Annotated in this window: 15 protein-coding genes; all 15 read right to left on the bottom strand. The window is 44.5% G+C overall.

What is annotated here, in order from left to right:
• Positions 1 to 38: 38 nt before the first annotated feature.
• The 15 genes from gyrB to I2I33_RS13965 all read right to left on the bottom strand — a co-directional run bounded on the left by gyrB (position 39) and on the right by I2I33_RS13965 (position 21,895).
• Positions 39 to 1,997, bottom strand: coding sequence for a DNA topoisomerase (ATP-hydrolyzing) subunit B (gene gyrB, locus I2I33_RS13895; protein ID WP_087420644.1), 1,959 nt, complete (start codon positions 1,995 to 1,997; stop codon positions 39 to 41).
• 165 nt (positions 1,998 to 2,162) lie between these two features.
• The gene (locus I2I33_RS13900; protein ID WP_140402559.1) at positions 2,163 to 3,047 is read right to left on the bottom strand and encodes a hypothetical protein; all 885 of its coding nucleotides are present in this window, start codon (positions 3,045 to 3,047) and stop codon (positions 2,163 to 2,165) included.
• Between the two features lie 4 nt (positions 3,048 to 3,051).
• Positions 3,052 to 3,642, bottom strand: a complete 591-nt coding sequence (locus tag I2I33_RS13905; protein WP_087420300.1) for a hypothetical protein — start codon at positions 3,640 to 3,642, stop codon at positions 3,052 to 3,054.
• A 7-nt stretch (positions 3,643 to 3,649) separates the two neighbouring features.
• Positions 3,650 to 4,189 (bottom strand): zinc ribbon domain-containing protein, encoded by a 540-nt coding sequence (locus tag I2I33_RS13910; RefSeq protein ID WP_162613736.1) that lies wholly within the window; start codon positions 4,187 to 4,189, stop codon positions 3,650 to 3,652.
• Between the two features lie 25 nt (positions 4,190 to 4,214).
• Positions 4,215 to 5,870, bottom strand: coding sequence for a hypothetical protein (locus I2I33_RS13915; RefSeq protein WP_087420302.1), 1,656 nt, complete (start codon positions 5,868 to 5,870; stop codon positions 4,215 to 4,217).
• The gene (locus I2I33_RS13920; protein ID WP_195666821.1) at positions 5,870 to 8,155 is read right to left on the bottom strand and encodes a S8 family peptidase; all 2,286 of its coding nucleotides are present in this window, start codon (positions 8,153 to 8,155) and stop codon (positions 5,870 to 5,872) included. The genes I2I33_RS13915 and I2I33_RS13920 overlap by 1 nt, the downstream gene beginning before the upstream one ends.
• Before the next feature lie 4 nt (positions 8,156 to 8,159).
• A complete protein-coding gene (locus I2I33_RS13925) occupies positions 8,160 to 10,958 on the bottom strand; it encodes a virulence factor SrfC family protein (RefSeq protein ID WP_087420304.1) in 2,799 nt (932 codons plus the stop codon).
• Positions 10,959 to 10,979: 21 nt separating this feature from the next.
• Positions 10,980 to 11,864 carry a hypothetical protein gene (locus I2I33_RS13930; RefSeq protein ID WP_087420305.1) on the bottom strand — a complete coding sequence of 295 codons (885 nt, stop codon included), beginning with the start codon at positions 11,862 to 11,864 and terminating at the stop codon, positions 10,980 to 10,982.
• On the bottom strand, positions 11,861 to 14,878 hold the full coding sequence (locus tag I2I33_RS13935) for a virulence factor SrfB (RefSeq protein ID WP_087420306.1): 3,018 nt from the start codon (positions 14,876 to 14,878) through the stop codon (positions 11,861 to 11,863). The genes I2I33_RS13930 and I2I33_RS13935 overlap by 4 nt, the downstream gene beginning before the upstream one ends.
• A 23-nt stretch (positions 14,879 to 14,901) precedes the next feature.
• The gene (locus I2I33_RS13940) at positions 14,902 to 15,597 is read right to left on the bottom strand and encodes a zinc ribbon domain-containing protein (RefSeq protein WP_087420307.1); all 696 of its coding nucleotides are present in this window, start codon (positions 15,595 to 15,597) and stop codon (positions 14,902 to 14,904) included.
• A 24-nt stretch (positions 15,598 to 15,621) separates the two neighbouring features.
• Positions 15,622 to 18,219 (bottom strand): tetratricopeptide repeat protein, encoded by a 2,598-nt coding sequence (locus tag I2I33_RS13945; protein WP_087420308.1) that lies wholly within the window; start codon positions 18,217 to 18,219, stop codon positions 15,622 to 15,624.
• A 404-nt stretch (positions 18,220 to 18,623) separates the two neighbouring features.
• On the bottom strand, positions 18,624 to 19,406 hold the full coding sequence (locus tag I2I33_RS13950; RefSeq protein WP_087420310.1) for a hypothetical protein: 783 nt from the start codon (positions 19,404 to 19,406) through the stop codon (positions 18,624 to 18,626).
• A gap of 40 nt (positions 19,407 to 19,446) precedes the next feature.
• Entirely contained in the window at positions 19,447 to 19,908 is a 462-nt protein-coding gene (locus I2I33_RS13955; RefSeq protein WP_087420311.1) for a GNAT family N-acetyltransferase, read from the bottom strand.
• A complete protein-coding gene (locus tag I2I33_RS13960) occupies positions 19,880 to 20,593 on the bottom strand; it encodes a hypothetical protein (RefSeq protein WP_087420312.1) in 714 nt (237 codons plus the stop codon). The genes I2I33_RS13955 and I2I33_RS13960 overlap by 29 nt, the downstream gene beginning before the upstream one ends.
• A gap of 102 nt (positions 20,594 to 20,695) precedes the next feature.
• Complete coding sequence (locus tag I2I33_RS13965) at positions 20,696 to 21,895, bottom strand: hypothetical protein (protein ID WP_087420313.1); 1,200 nt, start codon at positions 21,893 to 21,895, stop codon at positions 20,696 to 20,698.
• Between the last annotated feature and the right edge of the window lie 149 nt (positions 21,896 to 22,044).

Genomic DNA, 22,044 nt, shown 5'->3' on the forward strand with positions numbered 1-22,044 from the left:
GTAACCCATTAACCTGCAACTTGGAACTACATTGACGCTTAAGCGTCAATGTTAGCATATGTAGCGTTCTGTTCGATAAACTGTCTACGAGGCGGCACATCGTCCCCCATAAGCATGGAGAAAATACGGTCTGCCTCGGCAGCATTCTCGATCGTCACCTGACGCAACGTTCTGCCGTCGGGAGACATCGTCGTGTCCCACAACTGTTCTGCTGTCATTTCACCAAGACCTTTGTAACGCTGGATATGCAAACTGCTCTCTTTACCCGCTCCCATTTCCTGGATCAATTGCAAACGCTGTTCTTCCGTCCAGCAATAGCGTTGCTCCTTTCCTTTCTTCACGGAGTAAAGAGGCGGGGTTGCGATATACAAGTAACCGTTTTCAATTACCGATCTCATGTAACGGAAAAATAATGTCATGATCAACGTGGCAATGTGCGCCCCGTCGACGTCGGCATCGGCCATGATCACGATCTTGTGGTAACGAATTTTTTCCAAATTAACCGCTTTACTGTCTTCCGCTGTACCAATCGTGATTCCCAAAGCTTGGAAGATCATCTTGATCTCCTCACTTTCCCACACGCGATGAGCCAACGCCTTCTCCACGTTCAGGATTTTACCTCTCAATGGAAGGATTGCCTGGAATTTACGGTCACGCCCTTGTTTAGCTGTACCCCCTGCTGAGTCTCCCTCGACAAGGAATATCTCGCAGTTCTCCGGGTTATTATCCGAACAATCCGCCAATTTACCGGGCAAACCGGAACCGGAAAGCACCGTCTTTCGTTGCACAAGTTCACGGGCTTTACGGGCCGCATGACGAGCTTGTGCGGCAAGGATTACCTTGTCCACGATAGCACGGGCATCTTTCGGATGTTCCTCCAGATAATTTGCTAATGCGACACTTACTGCTTGAGCCACGGCCGACCCGACCTCAGTATTACCTAACTTGGTCTTGGTCTGTCCCTCGAATTGAGGTTCTGCCACCTTCACGGAAATAATAGCTGTCAGACCTTCACGGAAATCCTCCCCGCTAATATCAAACTTCAACTTGCTTAACATCCCGGAATTATCGGCATACGTCTTCAAGGTTTGCATCACTCCCCGACGGAATCCGGCAAGGTGTGTTCCCCCCTCGATCGTGTTGATATTATTCACGTAAGAGTAAACATTTTCCTTGAACTCCGTGTTGTAATGCATGGCCACCTCGATCGGAATTCCATTCTTTTCGGTCGTGATATGAATGGTTTCGTCAATCAATTTCTCCCGGGTTTCATCCAAGTATTCCACGAATTCACTCAATCCTTTTTCCGAGTAGAAAACTTCTGACTTAAACTCGTTCGTGTCCGGATCAATCGTCCGTTTATCGGTTAACGACAAACGGATACCCCGGTTCAAGTAAGCCAACTCCCGCAAACGGGCAGCTAAAATATCATATTTATATTCTGTTACATAAAATATAGAATCATCCGGCTTGAAATAGATCGTCGTACCCGTCCGATCCGTCTCGCCAATCACTTGCACATCTGCTAACGGGAATCCTTTACTGTACTCTTGGCACCAGATTTTACCTTCACGATAAATGGTTGCGACCAATTTCGTGGAAAGTGCGTTCACACAGGATACACCCACCCCGTGAAGTCCTCCGGAAACCTTGTAAGAACCTTTATCAAATTTACCACCGGCATGCAGAATCGTCATCACGACTTCCAGTGCCGAGCGATTCTCTTTCTGGTTCATTCCCGTCGGAATTCCACGTCCATCGTCAGACACGCTGATCGAGTTATCCTCGTTAATCGTTACATCGATATTTTTACAATAGCCAGCCAACGCCTCGTCAATCGAGTTATCGACCACCTCGTACACCAAATGATGCAATCCTTTCGTATTAACATCTCCAATATACATGGACGGACGCATACGAACGGCCTCCAACCCCTCCAACACTTGAATACTATCAGCCGAATACTCGTTATTCGTTTGCTCTATTTCTTCACTCATGTTCTGCTCTAATTCTTCACTCATATGATATATTTAATTGTTTTTTCCTATTTCTTATATCCGCTAAACTGTTCATTCACAGCCGGAATTTCATCCCGACACAAAACATACAAATATACGAAAAATTCATGTAACTTTAGCGAAATCAAGCGAGATTATACAAGATTATCTTTGAAACAATTTCCACTGGAGAACTTCTCCTTTCACGAAAAGAGACTCCTTTCGGAAGGCAACTTTCTGTTCGCTATTCATTTTCTGCACGGAAGAGATCAGCCAGCCAGAATTGTATTCGGCCCGGTTGAAAAATTCAATCGTGAACATATAATTTTTCACCTGCAAACAATAGTACTTTATAGATTCGATTTTTTGTAGTTCTGCCGTCCCGCTGTACGTCAACCAAGAGAAAAGAGTCAGGTAATCCGGCTGAATCCCCTTTGCCCAATAGGTCACTAACGAAGTGTCTGCTACCATATTACTTGAAAGTTCCATGAAGTTCAATTCATTATTAGCCGGGCCGATAAAGAAAAGAGAATCTACTTTCGGGGTGAAAGCCTTCTCGTTAAAAGGGCTACATCCCACGATAACCCATCGGCTATCGCCCTGTTCCCCCTGTTGAACTTTTAACGTCAAATTCACGCGTTCTTCCTTCCCCTTTATCTTGATTTTGCAGGTAATCACGGCATACCAATCCGGATCATAAAAAGACAACAAGGTGGAATCCTTCACAACCTGTTTCACGAATTCTTTTACAACCGGACTTTCCACCAATTTCTCGTTTCGTTGATTTACCAGAAACTGAATCATCATTTCCCGATCCTTCATTACCGTAGCCATCTTTTCCAACAAAACGGAATCTAAATTCTCCTGCTGAAATGCATGTACCGTGTATTTTCCGTTAAAACGCTGGAAAAACTCGTCCAGCATTTTAACACGCATCGTCAACACGTTATTTATCGCCCTATCATCGTCAAAACCTTGAGCCGCCAGAGTAACGCTCTGTAAACCACAAATAACGAGAAGGATGTATTTATATAAATTCAGTATTTTCAAGGTATTATATATTATTATCCGTGATCGAAATATCCCCCAGTTTTACTTCGTAATACGTGCCTTCCGGCTTTTGAATAGGAACAAGTATGATCTGTATGTTCTTTTGCACCACATCGGAATAGGGACGATCACCTTCTCCCGTAAACTTTTGACTCATGGAAACCACAGCCTCGTACTTCCCATCCGGACGTTTCTTGAAATTAGAAATGAAAAAGACATCATAAAAACGGATCGTCACTTTATCGTACACTTTCTCGGACAAGAAAGCAAGTTTCACCAAATACTGACGAACTTTTAGTTTCCGGGGCTTGGGTCGGGATGTTGAATTTACCTCTACGATACGGTTTTCATCTGAAAATAGACGTACGGCATTTTCGACTGCCGCGTTCTTGGCTGTTTTAGAAGTATTCTGATCGTTCTTTACCAAGACTTCCAGATAATTCTGTAATGATTGTATCTTGTTTATGGCCTGCTTTTTAAATTCCTCACCACTAATCTCGTTCGATGGGAATAACTTATTCCTGAAAGTCTGGGCAGAAGTACTCAAAACGGCCAGCGTACAGACGCACGTGAATAGTAAAACTCTCTTTATCATAGTTATATCATTTTGTTACCACTAATTCGGTTATTTTCTTCGCATCATTCTTGGTCACGGAAATGACCTGATATACTTCTCCCGTTAACCATAAATGATTCAAAAACTCCTTGGGAGTAGAACGCTGACCGATAAACCGATCCTCCACGCAGACGGAATCAGGTGCGGCAAAGTCACTTAAAACCGTGTTCAACTGGGCGGGTGGTTGCGATAAATCTACATGTCCGGCAGACACCTCGCCTAAGTTTTTCTGGATAAGCTCTATGATCTGGTCATTATTGGCAACGGGAGTTTCCTGGGTATTAACAGGATAGAAATACCACACGGCAAAAGCCACCGCCAACAGAACAACGACTAAGGTAGATATTCCGGCTATTTTTGCCACGTTAGCCCCTTGTTTCTTCCCACAATAGATGCAATATTTATATCCCGGATTCAACCAATTATGACAAGCCTTGCACGAGTGGGCTCCATTCAACACCAAACCGCATTCCACGCAATATAACGCATCAGAATCATTATCATGACCACATCGAGAACATTTCATAACACTACACATTTATCTATATACATCAATCAAATTTCTTGGTAAAAATAATCATATTTTCCCTTAATCTATCAAAAACAAGTACAGTATCTATCACTTGCTCAAAATTATGAGCTTGAATTGTTATTCTAAACGGACAAGTGTTCGATACCCGTTTATTATACATCTGCACCCCTACTTGAATTTCTCCCCGGGGCAATTCGTCAAAGAATATATTTTCCTGAGGATTCGCGATAGCCATTTCCGGTTTTGCATTTGCATCTACATCCAAAGTTCCTGTACAACCGCCACAAACCTGTCGTTTACGCTTGTAATAGATCGTATCCGAACAGGGATTAATCACGAGCAAATCCAAATCATCCGTGCTACCCCACTGCAAATTTATTCTCAGAGAACCTCTTTCACCTCGCAACACGGTATCTCGGGGAGGTTCCGCCAATGAATCCGGTGGAGCCGGAACAGTCTCCCGGTGCGTAACAGTAGAATCCGGTAAAACAGGGACACCTGTCGGTCGCTGACACGAACAACTGCAATCCCGCAACAGCCATAATAACAGAAGTAATAACAATATACCCAACAACCAAAGCCACCAAGGTCTCTTTTTCTTGGGATAAACTGTCATTTGATAATAGTCTGCATCCGGCACGATCTTTAATTTCCCGGGAGCATCACCGATCTTCATTTTCACTTTTTTAGTTCCCCAGACATCATGCAGATAGAAATTCCCATTCTCATCCGTTGTTGTCCGGAGATTGAACCCTTCCCCCCAAACATGCACGGGAACTCCTGTCAACACCTCGTTCAAATGATTCATTACATGCACCGTCTTCCGGTTATGCGGAAGCGGGGCCTCTGCTGGTTGTTTCACACCCAACGGGGGTACCGGAGGCGGGGTTCCTTGTTTGGGCGGAACCGGGGGTACCGGAGGTGGCATTGGCTTATCCTCTGCCTCCAAAACCAACTGGTATTTCGCGTGATCCAACACGTTAAACCCTTTCAAGAAACGTTGTTTCCCTTCTTCCCGCACGTCATAAGCCTCGAAAGAAGTCCCGACAGGCAAAGAAAAATTACATTTTCCATTCCCGTCAGTCATCGCTTTCCAAGTACGTTCTCCTTGCTTGAAATGCAGTAAAACTTGGCTTGCCGGAGTTCCATCCGTATAAATGCAATCGATCATGACATTTCTCAAGGGTCTTATCTTCTGGATAATCCCCATTTCTGCATTTGACGTGTTGCTCAAGAACCCCCATTCCGTTAGCACGAAATGTAACGTACCGTCCGCCAAGCGACTCATGTATACGCAATCTTCCAGTGAGGGGATCTCGATACATTGCAACAGTAATTGATAAAATGCCACGTAATCGGGATTCTTCACCCCATTGTCCGGATTAAAATGGGCCAACACGGTATCAATCTTCTCTTTTAGAGCGGATTTTATTTCGTCCTGAACTTGCAAAGAACAGGACGCAAAAACAGCCCGCAAAGGAGAAAATTCTTCCTCGTATTCCGTGTACCAGCTAATTTGTTTCTTGAAACGGTCAATACTAGGTTCCGCGAAAATACGATATTCCTCATTTCTTCCCAGGTTACTCTTTATTTGACGGTATAAAGCAATCAATTCCAGATTGTCCCTGACAATAGGAACAACATGCTCCAATCCGGTTGTCCTCAGTAGTAGCATCAGTGTTGATTTAATTGTTTTTTCAAACGCTCGATTTCCCGTTCTAAACTGTCTATTTTACGAGTACATGGATCCGCAAGCAAAGGATTATTCTTCTGAAGATAGGCCATCGCTTTATCTACTTGCAACAAGTTTCCGATTTGCTTACGTACCCCGTTCCCCGGCAAAGGTATGGCTGTCTTCACTAAAGCCTCCTTAACGTCCGTAAACTTGACATCATCCCCAAGTGAAAACAGCAAAGCTGCCGCTCCGGCAACAATAGGAGTTGACATACTCGTTCCTTGTAAAAAATCATACTTATTATCCGGGATGGCATTATAGATACTCATACCGGGGGCGCAAATGGATACATATTTCCCAAAATTCGAGAACCAAGCTGGCTCGGCATTCACTCCGACAGCTCCTACATATAAAACTTTATCGGAACGTTTCATCGGGTCAACGACGGTCAATATGTTTTCATTTCCCGCACATTCCACCACCAACACGCCACATTCCTCTGCATAGACATATAATTCATTCCAGAACATTCCTTCTTCAACGAAAGTAGTTTGCCCGATCTGTTCCTGTACATCCCACGGCAGCTGATCCGTTCCTTCCTGAGGATTACTCCCGATGGAAATACTTATAACTTGTACCCCTTGTTTTAAAGCGTACAGGAAACCTTTGATGATGGCAGACGTCGGCATACTCCCGTCCTCAACACCCACCTGTATCGGCATCACTTTACATCCCGGGGCTATTCCGGAAACCCCCACTCCATTTATGGCTCCAACAACCAACGAGGCCACGTGGGTCCCATGACGCTGCGTTCCCCCATACGTGTTCACATCCGGCGAATTAGTCATGATATTCCAAGGATTGACACATTGACCTTTCAACTCTTCGTGTTCCAAATCGAAAGCGTTGTCAATGACCGCAACAACAACATCCTCCCTTCCCATCGTCACATCCCATCCCTGAAAAGCCCGGATGAGTTTAAAATAATAAGACTCATCCGCATCCTTAAAACCCGGCTCATCCGGTATCATTTCCGCACCAAAGACGCCTTCCGTGAAAACCATCCGGACTCCCGTCAACTTTTGCAGTCTTTCTTTCCAGACAACAATGTCATCCGTGGCAAATTGTACTTGCAACAAGTTAGCCAGCGTATCGCAATACACGACTTGAGCTTGATCCGCATACCTTGCATTGAAATCTTCCAGAAACTCTTCTATCGTATTGTCCCGGTTAATAATAACATTCAGGCGATTACCCACAATAGGACGCTGCAATGTATCTCCCGGCATGGGACGTACATCGTCTCTATTAATAGGGAGGGGCGTCTCCGGAATCTGTTCCCTTCGGACAGGCGGCACCGGATTCTGCCGATCTCGGTCGCCCGAACGATCTTGGTCACGTCCCGGTACCGGATTCGTTAAAATATGAGTGGTCTCATCCCGGCCTGTTGAACCTCCGCAACGAGAGTTATTCAACAGGAAAAACAATAATAACAGGAGTAATAAGGCTAGTAAAATCCACAATAAACGTTTCCACCATTTTCCCCACCAAAGTCTCCAGCGAGACGCTTTTTTTACTTTTACATCCTTCGTAACCGTGGTTGTTTCATCCGTTATCTTTACATCCTTTTCATGTTCCTCCACGTTTTTGTTTATCTCCTTATTCTTTTCAGGAATAGGCGGTGGAGTAATAGCAGGTTCTTTCACGTCTCCCGTGATACCAGTAGTTCCGGTTTCCGGCACAGGCGGAGGCGTCACCTTTGTCGGAGGTTCCGGGGGTGTCACTTGGGGGCGGAATCGACTCAATGCATCCCGCAAGCTAAAACTTTTCTTGCTTAACTCATCAGAAACAAATCCCCATAAAACCAAGATCACTTGCCCGTTACCCCAATAAATAGATTCATATCCCGGGACCCGGAATGCCAGATGCAGAATCTCACCCATCTGCTTGTGGGAAGTCTCCCCGCTTTGCAATAACTGATCCGCGAATGCTGTCACTTTTTCCAAAATCCCAGAGAGTTGATTGGCAGCCTGCTCTTGTTCCTCCGGCCCGAGTTTATCAAAAGATCGGTATTCCTCCACGTTCTCGGCATACCAAACCCCGTATCGAACTCCATTTTCACCATCCATCACGGAAGGTTCTGCCAGCACGTTTGCAAACTCTCGCCCGAATTGAGAACCTAATAAATTCTTAATCGATGCGTATCGGCCGAAAACCGTATCACCATACCACAGTAGAGGACGATAATTCTCTAATTTTATCTTAAACAACTCACGACTTTTCATACCCTTAATTTTCCTGTATCGAATGAATAATCTCACCTAGTTTAGACATCGACTTCAAATTCGATTTATTATCTACTTTACTCTTGAAGTAAACATTGGCCACGAACGATTCCACCAAACCGGTTCGCCAGCTCTGGGCAATATCCATTCCTTCCTCCCCCGGAGTAAATATCGGTGTACCGGATGATTTCTGAACCGGACGTTCTGATACAGGAACCCATATCCATCCCAAAGAGAACACGAATTGATTTATAACGGAAGAGGCGATACGAGTTACCAACTCGAAATTCTGATTCCGAGATACATCATAACTCTCCACTTGGCTCCGAAGAGCATCCACTAAACGCTCTTTCAACCCTACCCGTTCATAATTATCTTTCAGCACCCCCACAACCTGTACAAAGGCCACCGGGTTCACAATACAAAACTCCTCCTTCAAACGAGAACTGTCCATACTGTCTATATGCCTCAACCACTCCCCTACCAGACGATTTACAAACTGGTACACCGGATCATTCTCTTTTGTCCGATCGTAGAAAGCCAAAGCATGTAAATCAGCCTCATCAATGCCAGCCTCTCCGATCACCTCCAGCAACATCTTTTCATCATCAATATCCGTAACCGTCTTTAACTGTGAAATAATTTCCTCGTAACGGGTTTTCCCGGGGACAACTTGAATACCGTAGCTATCCAGTAAATCTACCAATACTTGGTTATCCGACACGTTTACTTGACTCACCTCTTTCTGCACCGCGAACTGCCCGTTCACGAACTCTTGGTACACTCTTCTCGCCACATAATCCGGACAAGACAAAGCGGTAATAAATTTCCCTGTTCGTTGCTCGGAGATCATCTTGCCAATCAGTAGGTTAGTCTGTAAAGCATTCTTTTTCGCCTTACTCAACTCCACTTCAATATTTCCCCCCACGTAATACTGTTCCAATTCATTCAGCACGATCTTACGTACCTGTTCCACGGCATCCTCTATTTGTTTTTTCTTGATACGGGGATCTGTTATCGGGGTCAAGTAGGGCATCATATAATCAATACCACTATGATTCGGCTGAATCATATCATCCCAACAAGCCTCCGGCTTATCCACCAAAGAACGTACATTCTCGTCGGTCACGAAGGACTCCCTCATATAGCTCATCATAACTTCAAACTCATCCTTTAATCCCTCTTCCCACACGTGGGTTTCCCCTCCCCGGTTCTTAAAATAAGCTTTAGAGAACATCGGGTTTCTCAAAATGAAAACATTCTTGAATGAATCCTTATCCGTCCATTTTTTGGTCCACACGTCTGTCATCTGCTTCGTGTAGGCCTGACTGAAATTATCATCAAAACGGCCATTCCATATACTGTAATACCCCTCTTTTTTCATGGCATTTCCCTTATCAAATGCCGTGTTGAACTTAGAAAGGATAACAAACAACGGATTCGCGTAATCCTGTCCGGTCAGCATTTTCGTATCGCTCTCTTTACGAGCACGAGCCTCCGGACTTTCCCCATGTATTCCATGAATCCACTCCAGAATCAAATGCGGCAACTGTGCCACCTCGTGATTACCATCTCCCAGAACCAAGCACAAGGAACTGATACCAAAGTTTAAACTATAATAATCAAACAGGTAAGATACCCGCCCCCGCAAAAACACTTTCAACTGATCCTCAAATCCCTTCACGACGAAATCTCTCTCTTTGAACATATCAGCCGAGCGTTCTCCCGGGAAATCCAATATATCTGCATTCTTCAGAAAATCACGACTATGATCTTCCAACACGTTCGTGGGTAATGTCAGCACCAATTCGGAAATAAGTGCGCTCAATATCGTCCGATCTATATTCGCCAACTTACCACCGGCAGAAACTTCCAGTGATTTGGTTCGCACTCCCGTCCGGGCATTTTTCCGGCACCATTCCTCTTCACTCTCCTTGATCTCGGAATAACGACTCACGTCGATGATAGAAACTTCTCTCGGAACCAAAGCGTCAAAACCAACATAAGCCATATTGGCAAAATTCAACGTACTCAATCCCCGGCTCAACAAAATAAACAAATCATTGAAGAAGTCATGTTTACCCCACACGAACTGCAACAATTCATACCGTTTGTCCCAAGACACGTATGGCAATATCTCGGCTGCCCTTTCCCAGAAAGACATCTCGTCCAACGTACGAATGATATATTTATCTCCTAACTTCATGGATAAATATTCCTTGATACCCATGATCTGATCCTCGTCAATCTCCGGATAAGGTGTCTCCCGCATCTCTCCCCTCAAATCAGCCAACACCTTTTCCACCTCTCCCAGCAATTGCTCTCTCGGGCAAGTCGCGGGTTCTATAATATTTTTATGAAATCCCACGGCGATAATCTTCACCAAATCCACCTGGCTGAACAATTTCACCATAATCGGCTTATCTGCCGGTTGTCCCGCATGTCGCTCTACGGTGAATCGAGTAACCAATCCGGTAGATTCTTTTCCTCCGGGAGGATTGATCTGATCTGTAAAATCATACATTTTCCCGGTCGTATCGTCCGCCACGTACATCACTTCATCGCTGGAACTCTTTGCCAACAGCCCCACCATAAAAGACTTACCCGCCTGACTGGGACCGAACAAAGCCACGGCCGGCTTTAAATGTGTTGCCCGTTCCAACTTCTTAATCTCCCGGTTTAACTTTTTCAGTTTAGCAAGGGAGGCTCGCTGCTTTTCTTCGGATGCGAACTCTTCCATCCACCGGAGGGCAGAACTTATTCCTCGTCCAACGATCTGGCATTTAGCAACTATATCTTTCATATTCTATATCTTTCTATATTGTTAACAAACCTCGATTTCCGCGTATTTCACTGTCTGGTAGGAAGAACGGTTTACCACGGCAAACGTTCGCCCTTCCAGTATCTGGTTCCCCCCGATAGACGCGGCGTTGTGAATCCTTAAATCAATTTCTTTACTCTCTTCCGGTGAAATAAACAGGTAATCCGAAACCCTCGAATTACACAATTTAGCCAACTGCTCCAACACGGCTCGCCGCTGGGGAATATAAAGTCCCGTCAAGGCCTCTAACACACGAGTCAAGGCGGCATGCAGAATTTCCATTTTCTCTTCCTCCTCACCCTCTTTCTGCAAAGCTCGCACTAAAATTCCCCAAGTCTTTGCCAGCGCCACGCAAAAGGCAGACAATGCCTCGGAAGGATTCTTTATATCCTCTTTCAACAGCTGATTTATGGTCTGAATCTCCACGGCTTCTCCGGAAAAAACGGCATCCACCATAACATCAATTCCCACGGATGCAGCCACTTTCTTTTTCAAGCTGTTCACCTCTCTTTGCAAAGGCTCCAACTTCACCTCCAAAGCCTCTATCTCCCTTTTCTGTCGTTCACAATCAGCCGTTATATCCTGATTAGAAACCTGAATTTCCTCGGCAACGATCAATCTTTTCTGCAATTCTTGTATTTCCTGTTCCACACGTTGCACCAACAACTCCAAGTCCTCCGACTTCAGAATTGTTTTTAAACCTGCTGTTAACCAACCCGTGACATCTTTCTTTTCCTCCAACATGGACACGTGCAAGTTTTCATTCTCTTCCAGACGTCGGAATACGTCCTCCCCCAGAAACGTCGTTAACCAAGCTGCCAGACGCTCGGCATCGTCCCCCCGCATATCCCAGGACAACAAAGCGGATTTTTCTCTTGTCACATTCATAAGCCGTCCACGTTATCGTTAATCGAGAAGATCCCTGAATCCAACCAATACCCCTGCTCATCTGCCAAGGTCTGTAACCGCAAAATCAGATACTCCGGTGATACGGCATGCCCGTCCCGATCGTAAATAGTCCCCCGGATCTTTAACGCTTCCCGATTCCGTTCCGAACGCTCGATATTCACGGATAAAGGTAACTTATCCTTAATCATCTGGGCCTTTTCCGACGATGCAAAATCCAGTAAATACATGGGAGAGGCAACCCACTCCGTCGCCTCGAATTGCTTAAACCCGAGCAACATGGGACCATCGAAACGTAATTGTTTACTATTTTCGTTCTCATCAAAGCAAATAGATGCCAAGTGAGACTTTATCTTGTCATAAATACCGATGTATTTAGCCGTTGACTCGAATTTCTCTTTTAACTTACCGATGTCCAGCCGGAAATTATCCAAGCGCATCAACTCCCCACTCATTAAAGCGATTGCCGCCCCCACGGCCACGCAAGTCTTCGGGTCTTTAATCTGCCCGGCATTATTAGAGAACGGATACCATTCTCCAATTCGATAGTTACCCATGGGGATAACCCGTTCCGGCGGTACAGGCAAGTACTTGTAAAATAGGTCTTTCACAACCGGTAAGGTCGTCGGGCAACCGGAAAGCAACACGTAATCACATTCGTATGCTTTCAACTTCTTACACACATCCCCTAATAACTTTTCAATTACCTGCCCGATCACCTGATTTATAAAACGATTATCAATATTCCACTTTACATTCAATAAGTTAAATGAAGTAGCCCCATGATTTCTAAACTCGTCATTCACGTATTGAATCACTTGATTCACCGGATTTGCATGCTTATTGTCCGTGTAGAAATCATTGAAGGTGTAGAAACAAGCATTCCTGTTTTCCCGCACGTGATCCAGAATACCCAAGGCTATCGGGTAAGCCACCTGCGTGGAGAACATCAACTGTAATTGTTGCATTGTCCCGTTTTGCGTGCCCAAGTGAGGACCGAACAGAAAATTCATACATTCGAAAGTGGACGTGCATCCCTGTTCCCGGGCATATTCTGCAATCGGGGGCAGCACCACCCTTTCCACAATACTCTTCACGATGTCATCTCCTGCCAAGTTAAACCCTTCCCAGAAAAGCGGATCGGGAGAAAGCACCACAATATGCGCATCCGGGTCCCTGGAATACTCGCAAACCATCACGTCCGTAGTACCACCACCAATATCAATACTGGCAATCCGTACCGCATTCTTCTCTTTCAGATAATCCTGCCAAACCTGTGAATACTTGAAGAAGAGGCCTGCGTCTCCTCGGAAACGGTGCATGATCTCGCCATACACGAAAGCCAACTGATTACAAGTAGCCTCATCATATCCCCAATTTTTACGTTTAGTCTTATCCACGCCAATATCTTTTGCCGACGGGATAATCTCTACCTCGTCAACCAATGAAGACGGGAAATAATCTTTTAACAGACGAACGGCATCTTCAGCATGTTCCCGCAATATTTTCTTCTCCTCCTCCAACATGGCCGTGGGACAAGTGAATACAACCCGTTTTAACTTCCGGGCAAAATCTTTGTACATCGGTTTCAAGCGGGAATTTCCTCGAAACTCATGACTATTTATATAAGAAAGTGTCTGTAATAAAATCTCGAACATGGCGAAAGTCATCAACGAACTTTTCGAATAGTTCGCCTCCATCGCTGCGATAGGCAACAGCCCTTCTCCCTTTTTCTCCAAATCTTCTCTAGCACGTTCCAACAACACGCCGTCTGCCGTCAAATGATGAGCCACACCAAATAAGGCCGATGCCGAATCCGCCTCTTTATTGGCCGGAACGACCATCCAGCTCACCGGACGTTTCCGGGAATCCCACAAGTAACGTTTCGGACTTGACATGTAGGAATTGGATTTCTGCCCGAAGATCACGGAATAACGCAACGCTTCTTTGCCCACCCGAACCAAGCTGGGCCAATTAAATATATTCTGGTCCCCGGCCTCCATACGGGCTATCCGGTTACCGAACACTTGCTCGTGAAAAGCGACCCGCATTTCAAAGGGTTCCCGATACAACCGATTCGGTTGACCCAAATCCCGTATTGCCACAGGTACCGCATTCGTGAACTGGAAAGGAGTCTCGTGGTCTGTTTCAAAGATCACCCCACAAGTTCGGGAATTTCCAATATCCAACACTAAATCTACATCTATATCCTGCGTTCCCTTTTGTCCGGGAATCTCTATTTCTTCAAATACATTTGACCCCAACAGTACTTTCAACAGTTGGAAATAATATCCCACATGCGTGAACACCTTTTCCCGCTCGGAACCGGACAAGGGGACAATTTGCCGTAACCAATTGTCAATCCACTCATTTCCATACCAATACTGGTACAAATCACTTTCAGCCCTAGGGACTGCAAAAAACTGGTTTGTACGGGCATTCTGTGCTTTCAAACTCATGAAGCGATGTTGCCTCTCCGCTTCCGTCGTGTCAAAAGCAAACACCACGTGATGCGTGGCCCCCGTCTTTCCATGATCCAGCGTTCCGATCTTCGTGAACCACATCCGAGCCCAAGCTGTCGGCCCGTCATGAAATTTATCTCCGGCAGCCGTCTTTAATAAATACGGAACAGGTAACCACTTATTCTCAAAGCATTCCAATGCCTTCCGGGCCGGGATAGAAATAATCTCTTCTTCCGGAATACGGTGAATCACCCGATCCAGAATCTTCTCCTCGTCCATGACCTCCCACGTCTCTACGTTGATAGCCTCGGCATTGATAACCGTATTTCCCGACTCGCTTGGAGCCTTCTCTATATAACTGGAAATCCTTGATAAATAGTAGGGAAGTTTGAACAGAAAAACATCTTCGTCCTCCTCCTCTTCATCTTTCTCCTCGTAATACTCAAAAGGTCTGAACTTATTCAATTTATCATCAGAAAGATTCACTTCCTTCGTGATAAACTGTACACCGGAATTTGGAATAAGTGTTATCATGAACTTTATATTTTATATCATTATTATCGCTTTTTACCGCAAAATGGACAATAAATAGCATTTTTCGGCACTTCTCGTCCACATTTTCCACAACGCTCCAAGGGAACGAACGACTCCCCGCAATGTTTACAATACTGATTCGTGATACGCTGTCTCGTCTGACAACGTTTGCATATCACCATATCTTTTTCTTCCGGTTTTACCTCCGGTTCCTTGGGCGGTTCGGACTTTTCATCCTGCTCTTTTTTCGGCTCCTCCACAGGTGCCTTGGGAGGCTCTGGCTTGTTATCTTTCACCGGGGGAACATCCTCATTCTTCGGAGGCACGGGTGGTACCGGGGGAACAGGAGGAACCTCCACGTTCAATTTCCTAGCAACAAAATAGCAAGGTTCACTACGCCACCCGTCTCCACTTAACCAAGGGTCCGGTAAATTCAACGCCCGACAGATACAAAAGCAATGATCTGTTATCTGGTCCGATTCGGTAAATTCATATCCTTCCGGAACGCCTTCCTCCACGGTCATATCAGTGAATTTTCCGACAAACACATAAGGGTCCGTCTGTCCCTTCTGAACATACACTTGGAAATCATAGATTTTCTTTCCTTCGGTCAAATAAGTTACCAACCGGGGATCAATATAAAATTCACTCTCCTGCCCCTCGTGACTTGCTGAAAATCGAATCACCTTATCCTTGTATTCCCACTTCAATCTAGCCATATATTCTAATTTTTTATTCAATACTTATCGTCCCAACTCCTGTAATTTGGTCTTCGCCCGTTCCATCCCCCTATTCGCCGCCCGACGATACCACTTGGCAGCTTCATCCAGATTCTTGGTCACCCCGTAACCGAATTCATATAGCAAGCCAATGTTAAACTCCCCGTACATATTACCTTGATCCGCCGCTTTCCGATACCACTCCATAGCTTTAGCGTAATCCTTGGCAATACCATCGCCATCATAATAGATAATTCCCAAACTATTCTGCGCATCACTATTATTCTGTGCCGCCGCTTTTTCAAACCACTGTTTCGCCAAAATAATATTCTTCGTTACTCCCCGTCCATCTTGATACATACGCCCCAAATTATACTCTCCATTCGAATTCCCGACATTTGCAGCTTTCCGATACCATTCCACCGCTTTCGGAAGATTTACCTCCACCCCCTGCCCGTTCTCACACATAATTCCCAAGCTATTCATGGCATAACCATTTCCATTCTCGGCTGATTTCATATTCCACTTGTATGCTTCCATATAATTTTGCTCCACCCCTTCTGCATTCTTATACATCCATCCCACCCAGTTTTGAGCGTAATCATCCCCGGCATTTGCGGCTATCAAGTAATTCTTCAGTGCTTCTTGAAAGTTCTTCTCTTTGTAATATTTATCCGCCTTATCCACGTAATATTTAATCTCCGTCTTGGATAAAATTGTTCCCGTGTCTGACAGGGTTGCCAGCTTATCCTTAGCATTTTGATACCCTTGATCCGCAGCCTTACGATACCAACGGATCGCCTCATTCACGTCCTTCCCAATACCCCTTCCCAGCTCGTACATCAATCCCATATTATATTGCCCGATCATATACCCCTGCTCTGCCGACTTGCGGAACCATTTCACCGCCTCCGTAACATCCACGTCAACACCCACGCCCGCCGAATACATATACCCCAAACGATTGAGTACCCCCCCATCGTTACCTGAAGCTGACAATTTATAATATTTCAATGCCTCCGTGTAATTCTTTTTATCGTAATACTCATCCGCCATTTTCTCGTATTCCTTGTACGTCTTGCCGGAAGTAGAACTTGTAGCCGTCCCCGACAACTCCTTTAGTTTCTCAATAGCCCGATCATATCCTTGATCAGCCGATTTCTGATACCACGTTTTGGCCTCCGCCATATTTTTCTCTATTCCCCAACCATTCTCACGCATCTCACCGAAAGAATATTGCCCGTGCATATCACCACCAAGAGCCGACTGTTTATACCATTTCACGGCTTCCTTATGATCCTTCGTAACATCCAACCCACAAAAATACATCACCCCCATGAAGTACTGCGCACCCGCATCACCAGCGTCGGCAGCTTTTCGGAACCACGTCATCGCCTCTCGATACTGTTTATCATTATAATACTTGTAAGCCTTGCTCTTCCAATCTCCAATTTCACTGGCAGAAGCCGATACACCAACCTCCAGACTGGCCAACTTATCTTTGGCTTTTTGATACCCTTGATCAGCCGCTTTCTGATACCATCTCCTAGCCTCCATCATATTTTTTTCAACCCCGTATCCGTTTTCATACATTTCTGCCAAATAATACTGGCCAAAATCACTTCCCTGATCCGCAGCTTTTCGATACCATTTAACGGCCTCGGTTTCATCCTTCGTCACACCAAAACCATACCGGTACATGATAGCAAGCCAACTCTGCCCGGTACTATTCCCTTGCTGGGCTGCCTGCATGAACCATTTGAATGCCTCGTTATAATCCTTCGTCACTCCTTCTCCCGTATAATACGCATCACCCAGATTCACCTGCCCGGAAGCGTTACCGCCATTTGCTGCCATTCGATACCATTTCACCGCCTCTACCGCATTCTCCGTCACCCCAAGTCCTTTTTTGTATATCCATCCGACCATTGTCGCCGCCCTAGCATTCCCGGCTTCCGCAGCCTGCTTATAATAGGTCAAAGCCGAAGTGTAATTCTTGGCATTGTAATATTTATCTCCTTGCGCTATCCACTCGCTTGCATTGCCCTCGTTCCTGACCACCGTCTGTTGCTGTTCCCGCAACAAATCCATCGAGGATACGGCAAAATTACCATTTTCTGACTGCCAGTAGTACACGTTATACACCCTTGACGGCATTGTTCTCTCTTGATTCGTGTTCAAGTCAACAAACGTGATGGCAACCTTTACCGGTAGTTTAAACTCCCCACTCGCCAAACGCACATACGGGGAAATCTCCTCCACGCTCATGTTAAACGTCACCCGGGGCAACACCACCGGAATTGTCCTTAGAAACTCCATTACATCCAGATAATTATCCTGCGTTTCCACCCCGATCTTCAAGAAATCGTACATTTTGGCTTGCTCTGACCGGAAGAACACCCGGATCAACTTCACCCGCCTTGTCCTCAACACGTTCTCGTTCTCGTAATAAATATCCGAACTGTACATGGATAATGCTGCAATCATATTTTGCACGTGTTCCTCCATCGCCACCTGATACTCCCGCCGTAACAAATTATCTTCCTGTTGGGCAAACGAAACCCGGCTTATTCCCAACAAACATAACAGCATACAGACAATACTTATCGTCCGATTTCTCATATCACTTATTTTTATTCTATATTATACCTAAAAGCTCTCGCTCCCAATATTATCTCACTATTATTATTCTTATCATGAATTAATTTCACACACAGATTCCTTCCATCCTTGTCACAAAGCACGTTTCCGCCATACATTGAAATAGCTAATATTCCCCTACTTTCCCTTTTGCAAACCATAGTAAACCTAGGCAAAAGTACCACGTTAAGAAACTTTCGAAAATATACGACTCTGAATAACGACTTCATATAGCAATGTCATCAACACAACTCTAAATTATTCAACAAATATATTAAAAATCAGCTATAATATCGAAAGTATTAAGATATATTTTCCCCTCGTTAACACATCAATTGAATCGTCATCTATAATGCCGGAATTTCAAATATCCTTACTCTTGAAAACTATCTTCGCCATATCGAAACCCGCAAAATACACACGACTTCCTTAAAATTCGCATCCGGATATTTTTCTTTATATTCTGCTGAATAATTCTCAATCCAAGTCATTTGCTGGGGCCCCGTATCTCTCGCTATACCGGATTCCAAAATCTCAGGAAACTGAAGGATATGCTCCCGATCCCCATACTTAAACGTGTAGGCAATTTTGTTTTCCACGTTTCCCATCGAATAAGTACCTTCGATCCCCTCCTCTTGAGACGCATCCTGATAAACAGTTACCTTTCCCTCTCTTTCATACGTTCCATTCCAATGATCGTACACCATCTTAAACTGCCACCCTTTGGCAATATCCATGTTCTCGATAATTTCTTTCTTTACCTTCTCTTCAACATCCGATGTATCTCTACCATCAGAATAACGGATAAAGGCACGAGTTTCCATCACCTCGATCGTTCTGATTAGAGGACACACTGTAATCTCAATTGTGGCAGACTCTTCCCGGCTATCCACGATCGTGATTTCTGCCTGCCCAACCTTATAAGCCTTCAACGTGATAACCTCCTGAGATAATTCAGCCTTCACAATACTCTCGTCACTCGAAGAAACCTTGTAAACACCGCTACCACCACCTGCTCTCAACCAACTCTCTCCCACGGAAGCCGAAAAACCCTCGATACGATCTCCACCGGATGATGTATAGAAACCAACCGGATTCTCATCATTGTCACTACATCCCACGACAAGCATGGATAAAACTAAAAAAATAATGTTATTCCATTTTTTCATAACATGAATTATTAAACATTTCACCCACAACAAGTTCAACTCACAACTTCAATCTCATCGCAACATCACGCATCACCTTAAATCCCAATCGTTCGTACACCCCGCGTCCCATTTCAGTCGCGTTCAAATCTATCGCGGAAACTCCTAATTGACGACATTCCTCGATCAACGCCCCAATCACCCGAGTCGCAAGCCCGGCATGACGATACTCGGGATAAGTCAGCACGTTTATTAAATTCCCTACAATCCCCGTTATAAAGGAACCATTTGCCGGTCTCTCCTCGATAACCACGTATGCAGCACTCGCCACCTGCCCATTTTCCTCGGCCAAACAGGCGATAAAATCACCCAAAGGGATATGCTTTTGGAAATACTTCCGCATCTGTGCAACGATAGCTATTTGTTCCTCCACCGTAAGATTCGCCCCGTTCATCCGGAAAAAATCCAACCGGAGAGCAATCAATAGATTAACATCATTTAGATTGGCTTTCCTTATCTTCATTTCTTCTGGGTATTGGCTGCCTGTCGGGCAAACATTTCATATATCGTTCTAAACGCTCAAACTGTTCCCGGATCGGGGAATATTCCATTTCATTGATTTTCCCCCGGTACAAATCGAACAACCCCAGCGTTCCCCGCTTGTCGTATGTATTCAAATAATATAAACAGATTCCATGCAAAATACGTTCCCCGGTCCACACGGCCAAAGGAGCCCAACCGGAAACATTAAAAATATCCAAGGCTTTCTCAACCTTCTCATAATCGTTCATTTCCTTGAAAAAAGAAAGTCCCACGCTCTCGAATTCCACGATCCATTTCTGCACAAGTGAATGAAGTTTTGCTATTTTCATCTGAAACCAAGGCTTATCATCCAAAGGTATTCCCAAATACTTGTAAGCCCACCCGACATCCAACACGCCACAAATAGGCATACAATCCTTTTCCGATATAGCCTCCTTATATAATTGGCTGACTTTCTTACAAGTTACAAAGTACTCCGTGCGCAAAGACAACTGATCATTCTCCCAATTCGTGAATCGAAGAATACACTCGTTCTTCCATTCACGATCTTCATAAACAAATACATTCTTAGCCTTCATGAAATGATAGCCATGCCTTTCCATGACCGGAACAATTTGCTCAATAAAAAGCCCCTTGATACCTTCACCTTTCATTTTCGTATGCATATGCTTATCTATAAATTTAGTGCCTGACCCTTTTTATCAACAACAAAGAGAATAAAATTTTCTTTATTTTCCCTATAAAAGTTCATAAAGTTTACAAACTTTTTATTTATTACCTATATACAATTCGGCCACAAAGCGTGATTCACGAGATACCGGTGTTAAATTTATATATCCGGACACGATTTGTCCCGCCTCCATCAGCAAGGGATACATATCTCTATTCTTCTCTACCGATTGCATGATTTCTCCCGGCTTGGGAGAAAAGTGAATATTAAAAACACCCTCAACACTCTCTTGTAAATAACGCTGCAAAGCGATTGAAACGATTCCCATGTTATAACGCAGATTTATCTCGACACAAGGTTGCACACCAAATTCTCCCGACTCGTCCTCGTATATCATCATATCCACCCCCAAGTATCCCACGTATTTCCCGTGAAACACCGCCGTCACCACCTTTTCCAACTGTTCACGGATTTCATGTAGGAACCCCGTTCCCGTATATTTTGCAATCATCCCTTCCAAACAAGAATTCGATGCCACCCTATTCCCCTCGTATTCTCCCCGCCGACTTGTTTGAAAAACAGAATACCCCAGAAAATTCAGGTGAAATAAACGGTCCATTTCAAACTCCATGGCAAAATCCAGCACCCGATTCAATCTTTTTTCCACCATCACGTACCCTTGTTTACGCAAGACACCGGATAAAACTTCCTCTTCTTTACACGTCATCTGTCCTTTCGGGATAAAAAGAATTCCTTTACCGGAAGAGGACCAAGGAGCTTTCACCACGATATCTTCCTTTTCCGACAACGACCTGATTCCTGCCAACGTGTTACATTCACGAGGAATAATATCCTCCCCTATACAGGGAATAGCCCGTACCATCTCAGCCAAACAAGTGGCAGCCATTCGCCTGCTATATAAATCCCTCCGTTTATCACTCCACGTTGACATGACACTCTCCCTGAACTGCTCGTTACAACGACTTTTCAACTCTTTCAATAAATTGTGAACCCGGGGACTCCATCCCCAAGGCTTTATCTCGTTAAAAGAAAGTAATTGAGCTTTTTCCCAGATCACCGGTTTACAATCCAGACCAAAAACTTCTTCTCGACTTTTCATAAAGTCGAAGTCCGGCATCTTCGTCACCAACACATAATCCCCTTTTCCGGCCAAATATGCAGATAAAAACGCCAGATCATCGGCCATAATGGAAATATTCGCCTTTGGCGTGTAACCATTTGTTCCATTGGCTATTGAAATTTCATTATCCGGATTAAACAGGTATAAATCTTGCATAAATGTTAAATTTTAGAGCAAAAGTAACACTTTTGGCTTAAATTTTGTATTACATATAAAAGTTTAAATAAAGAGGAGATGAACGGTTATCCGCATTTATACAGATTTTAAATTAATAACAACAAGTTTCATTTATTTTGCGAAAAGTG

Source organism: Butyricimonas sp. BSD2780061689_150309_C8, from assembly GCF_015560935.1.
Taxonomy (GTDB): Bacteria; Bacteroidota; Bacteroidia; order Bacteroidales; family Marinifilaceae; genus Butyricimonas; species Butyricimonas paravirosa.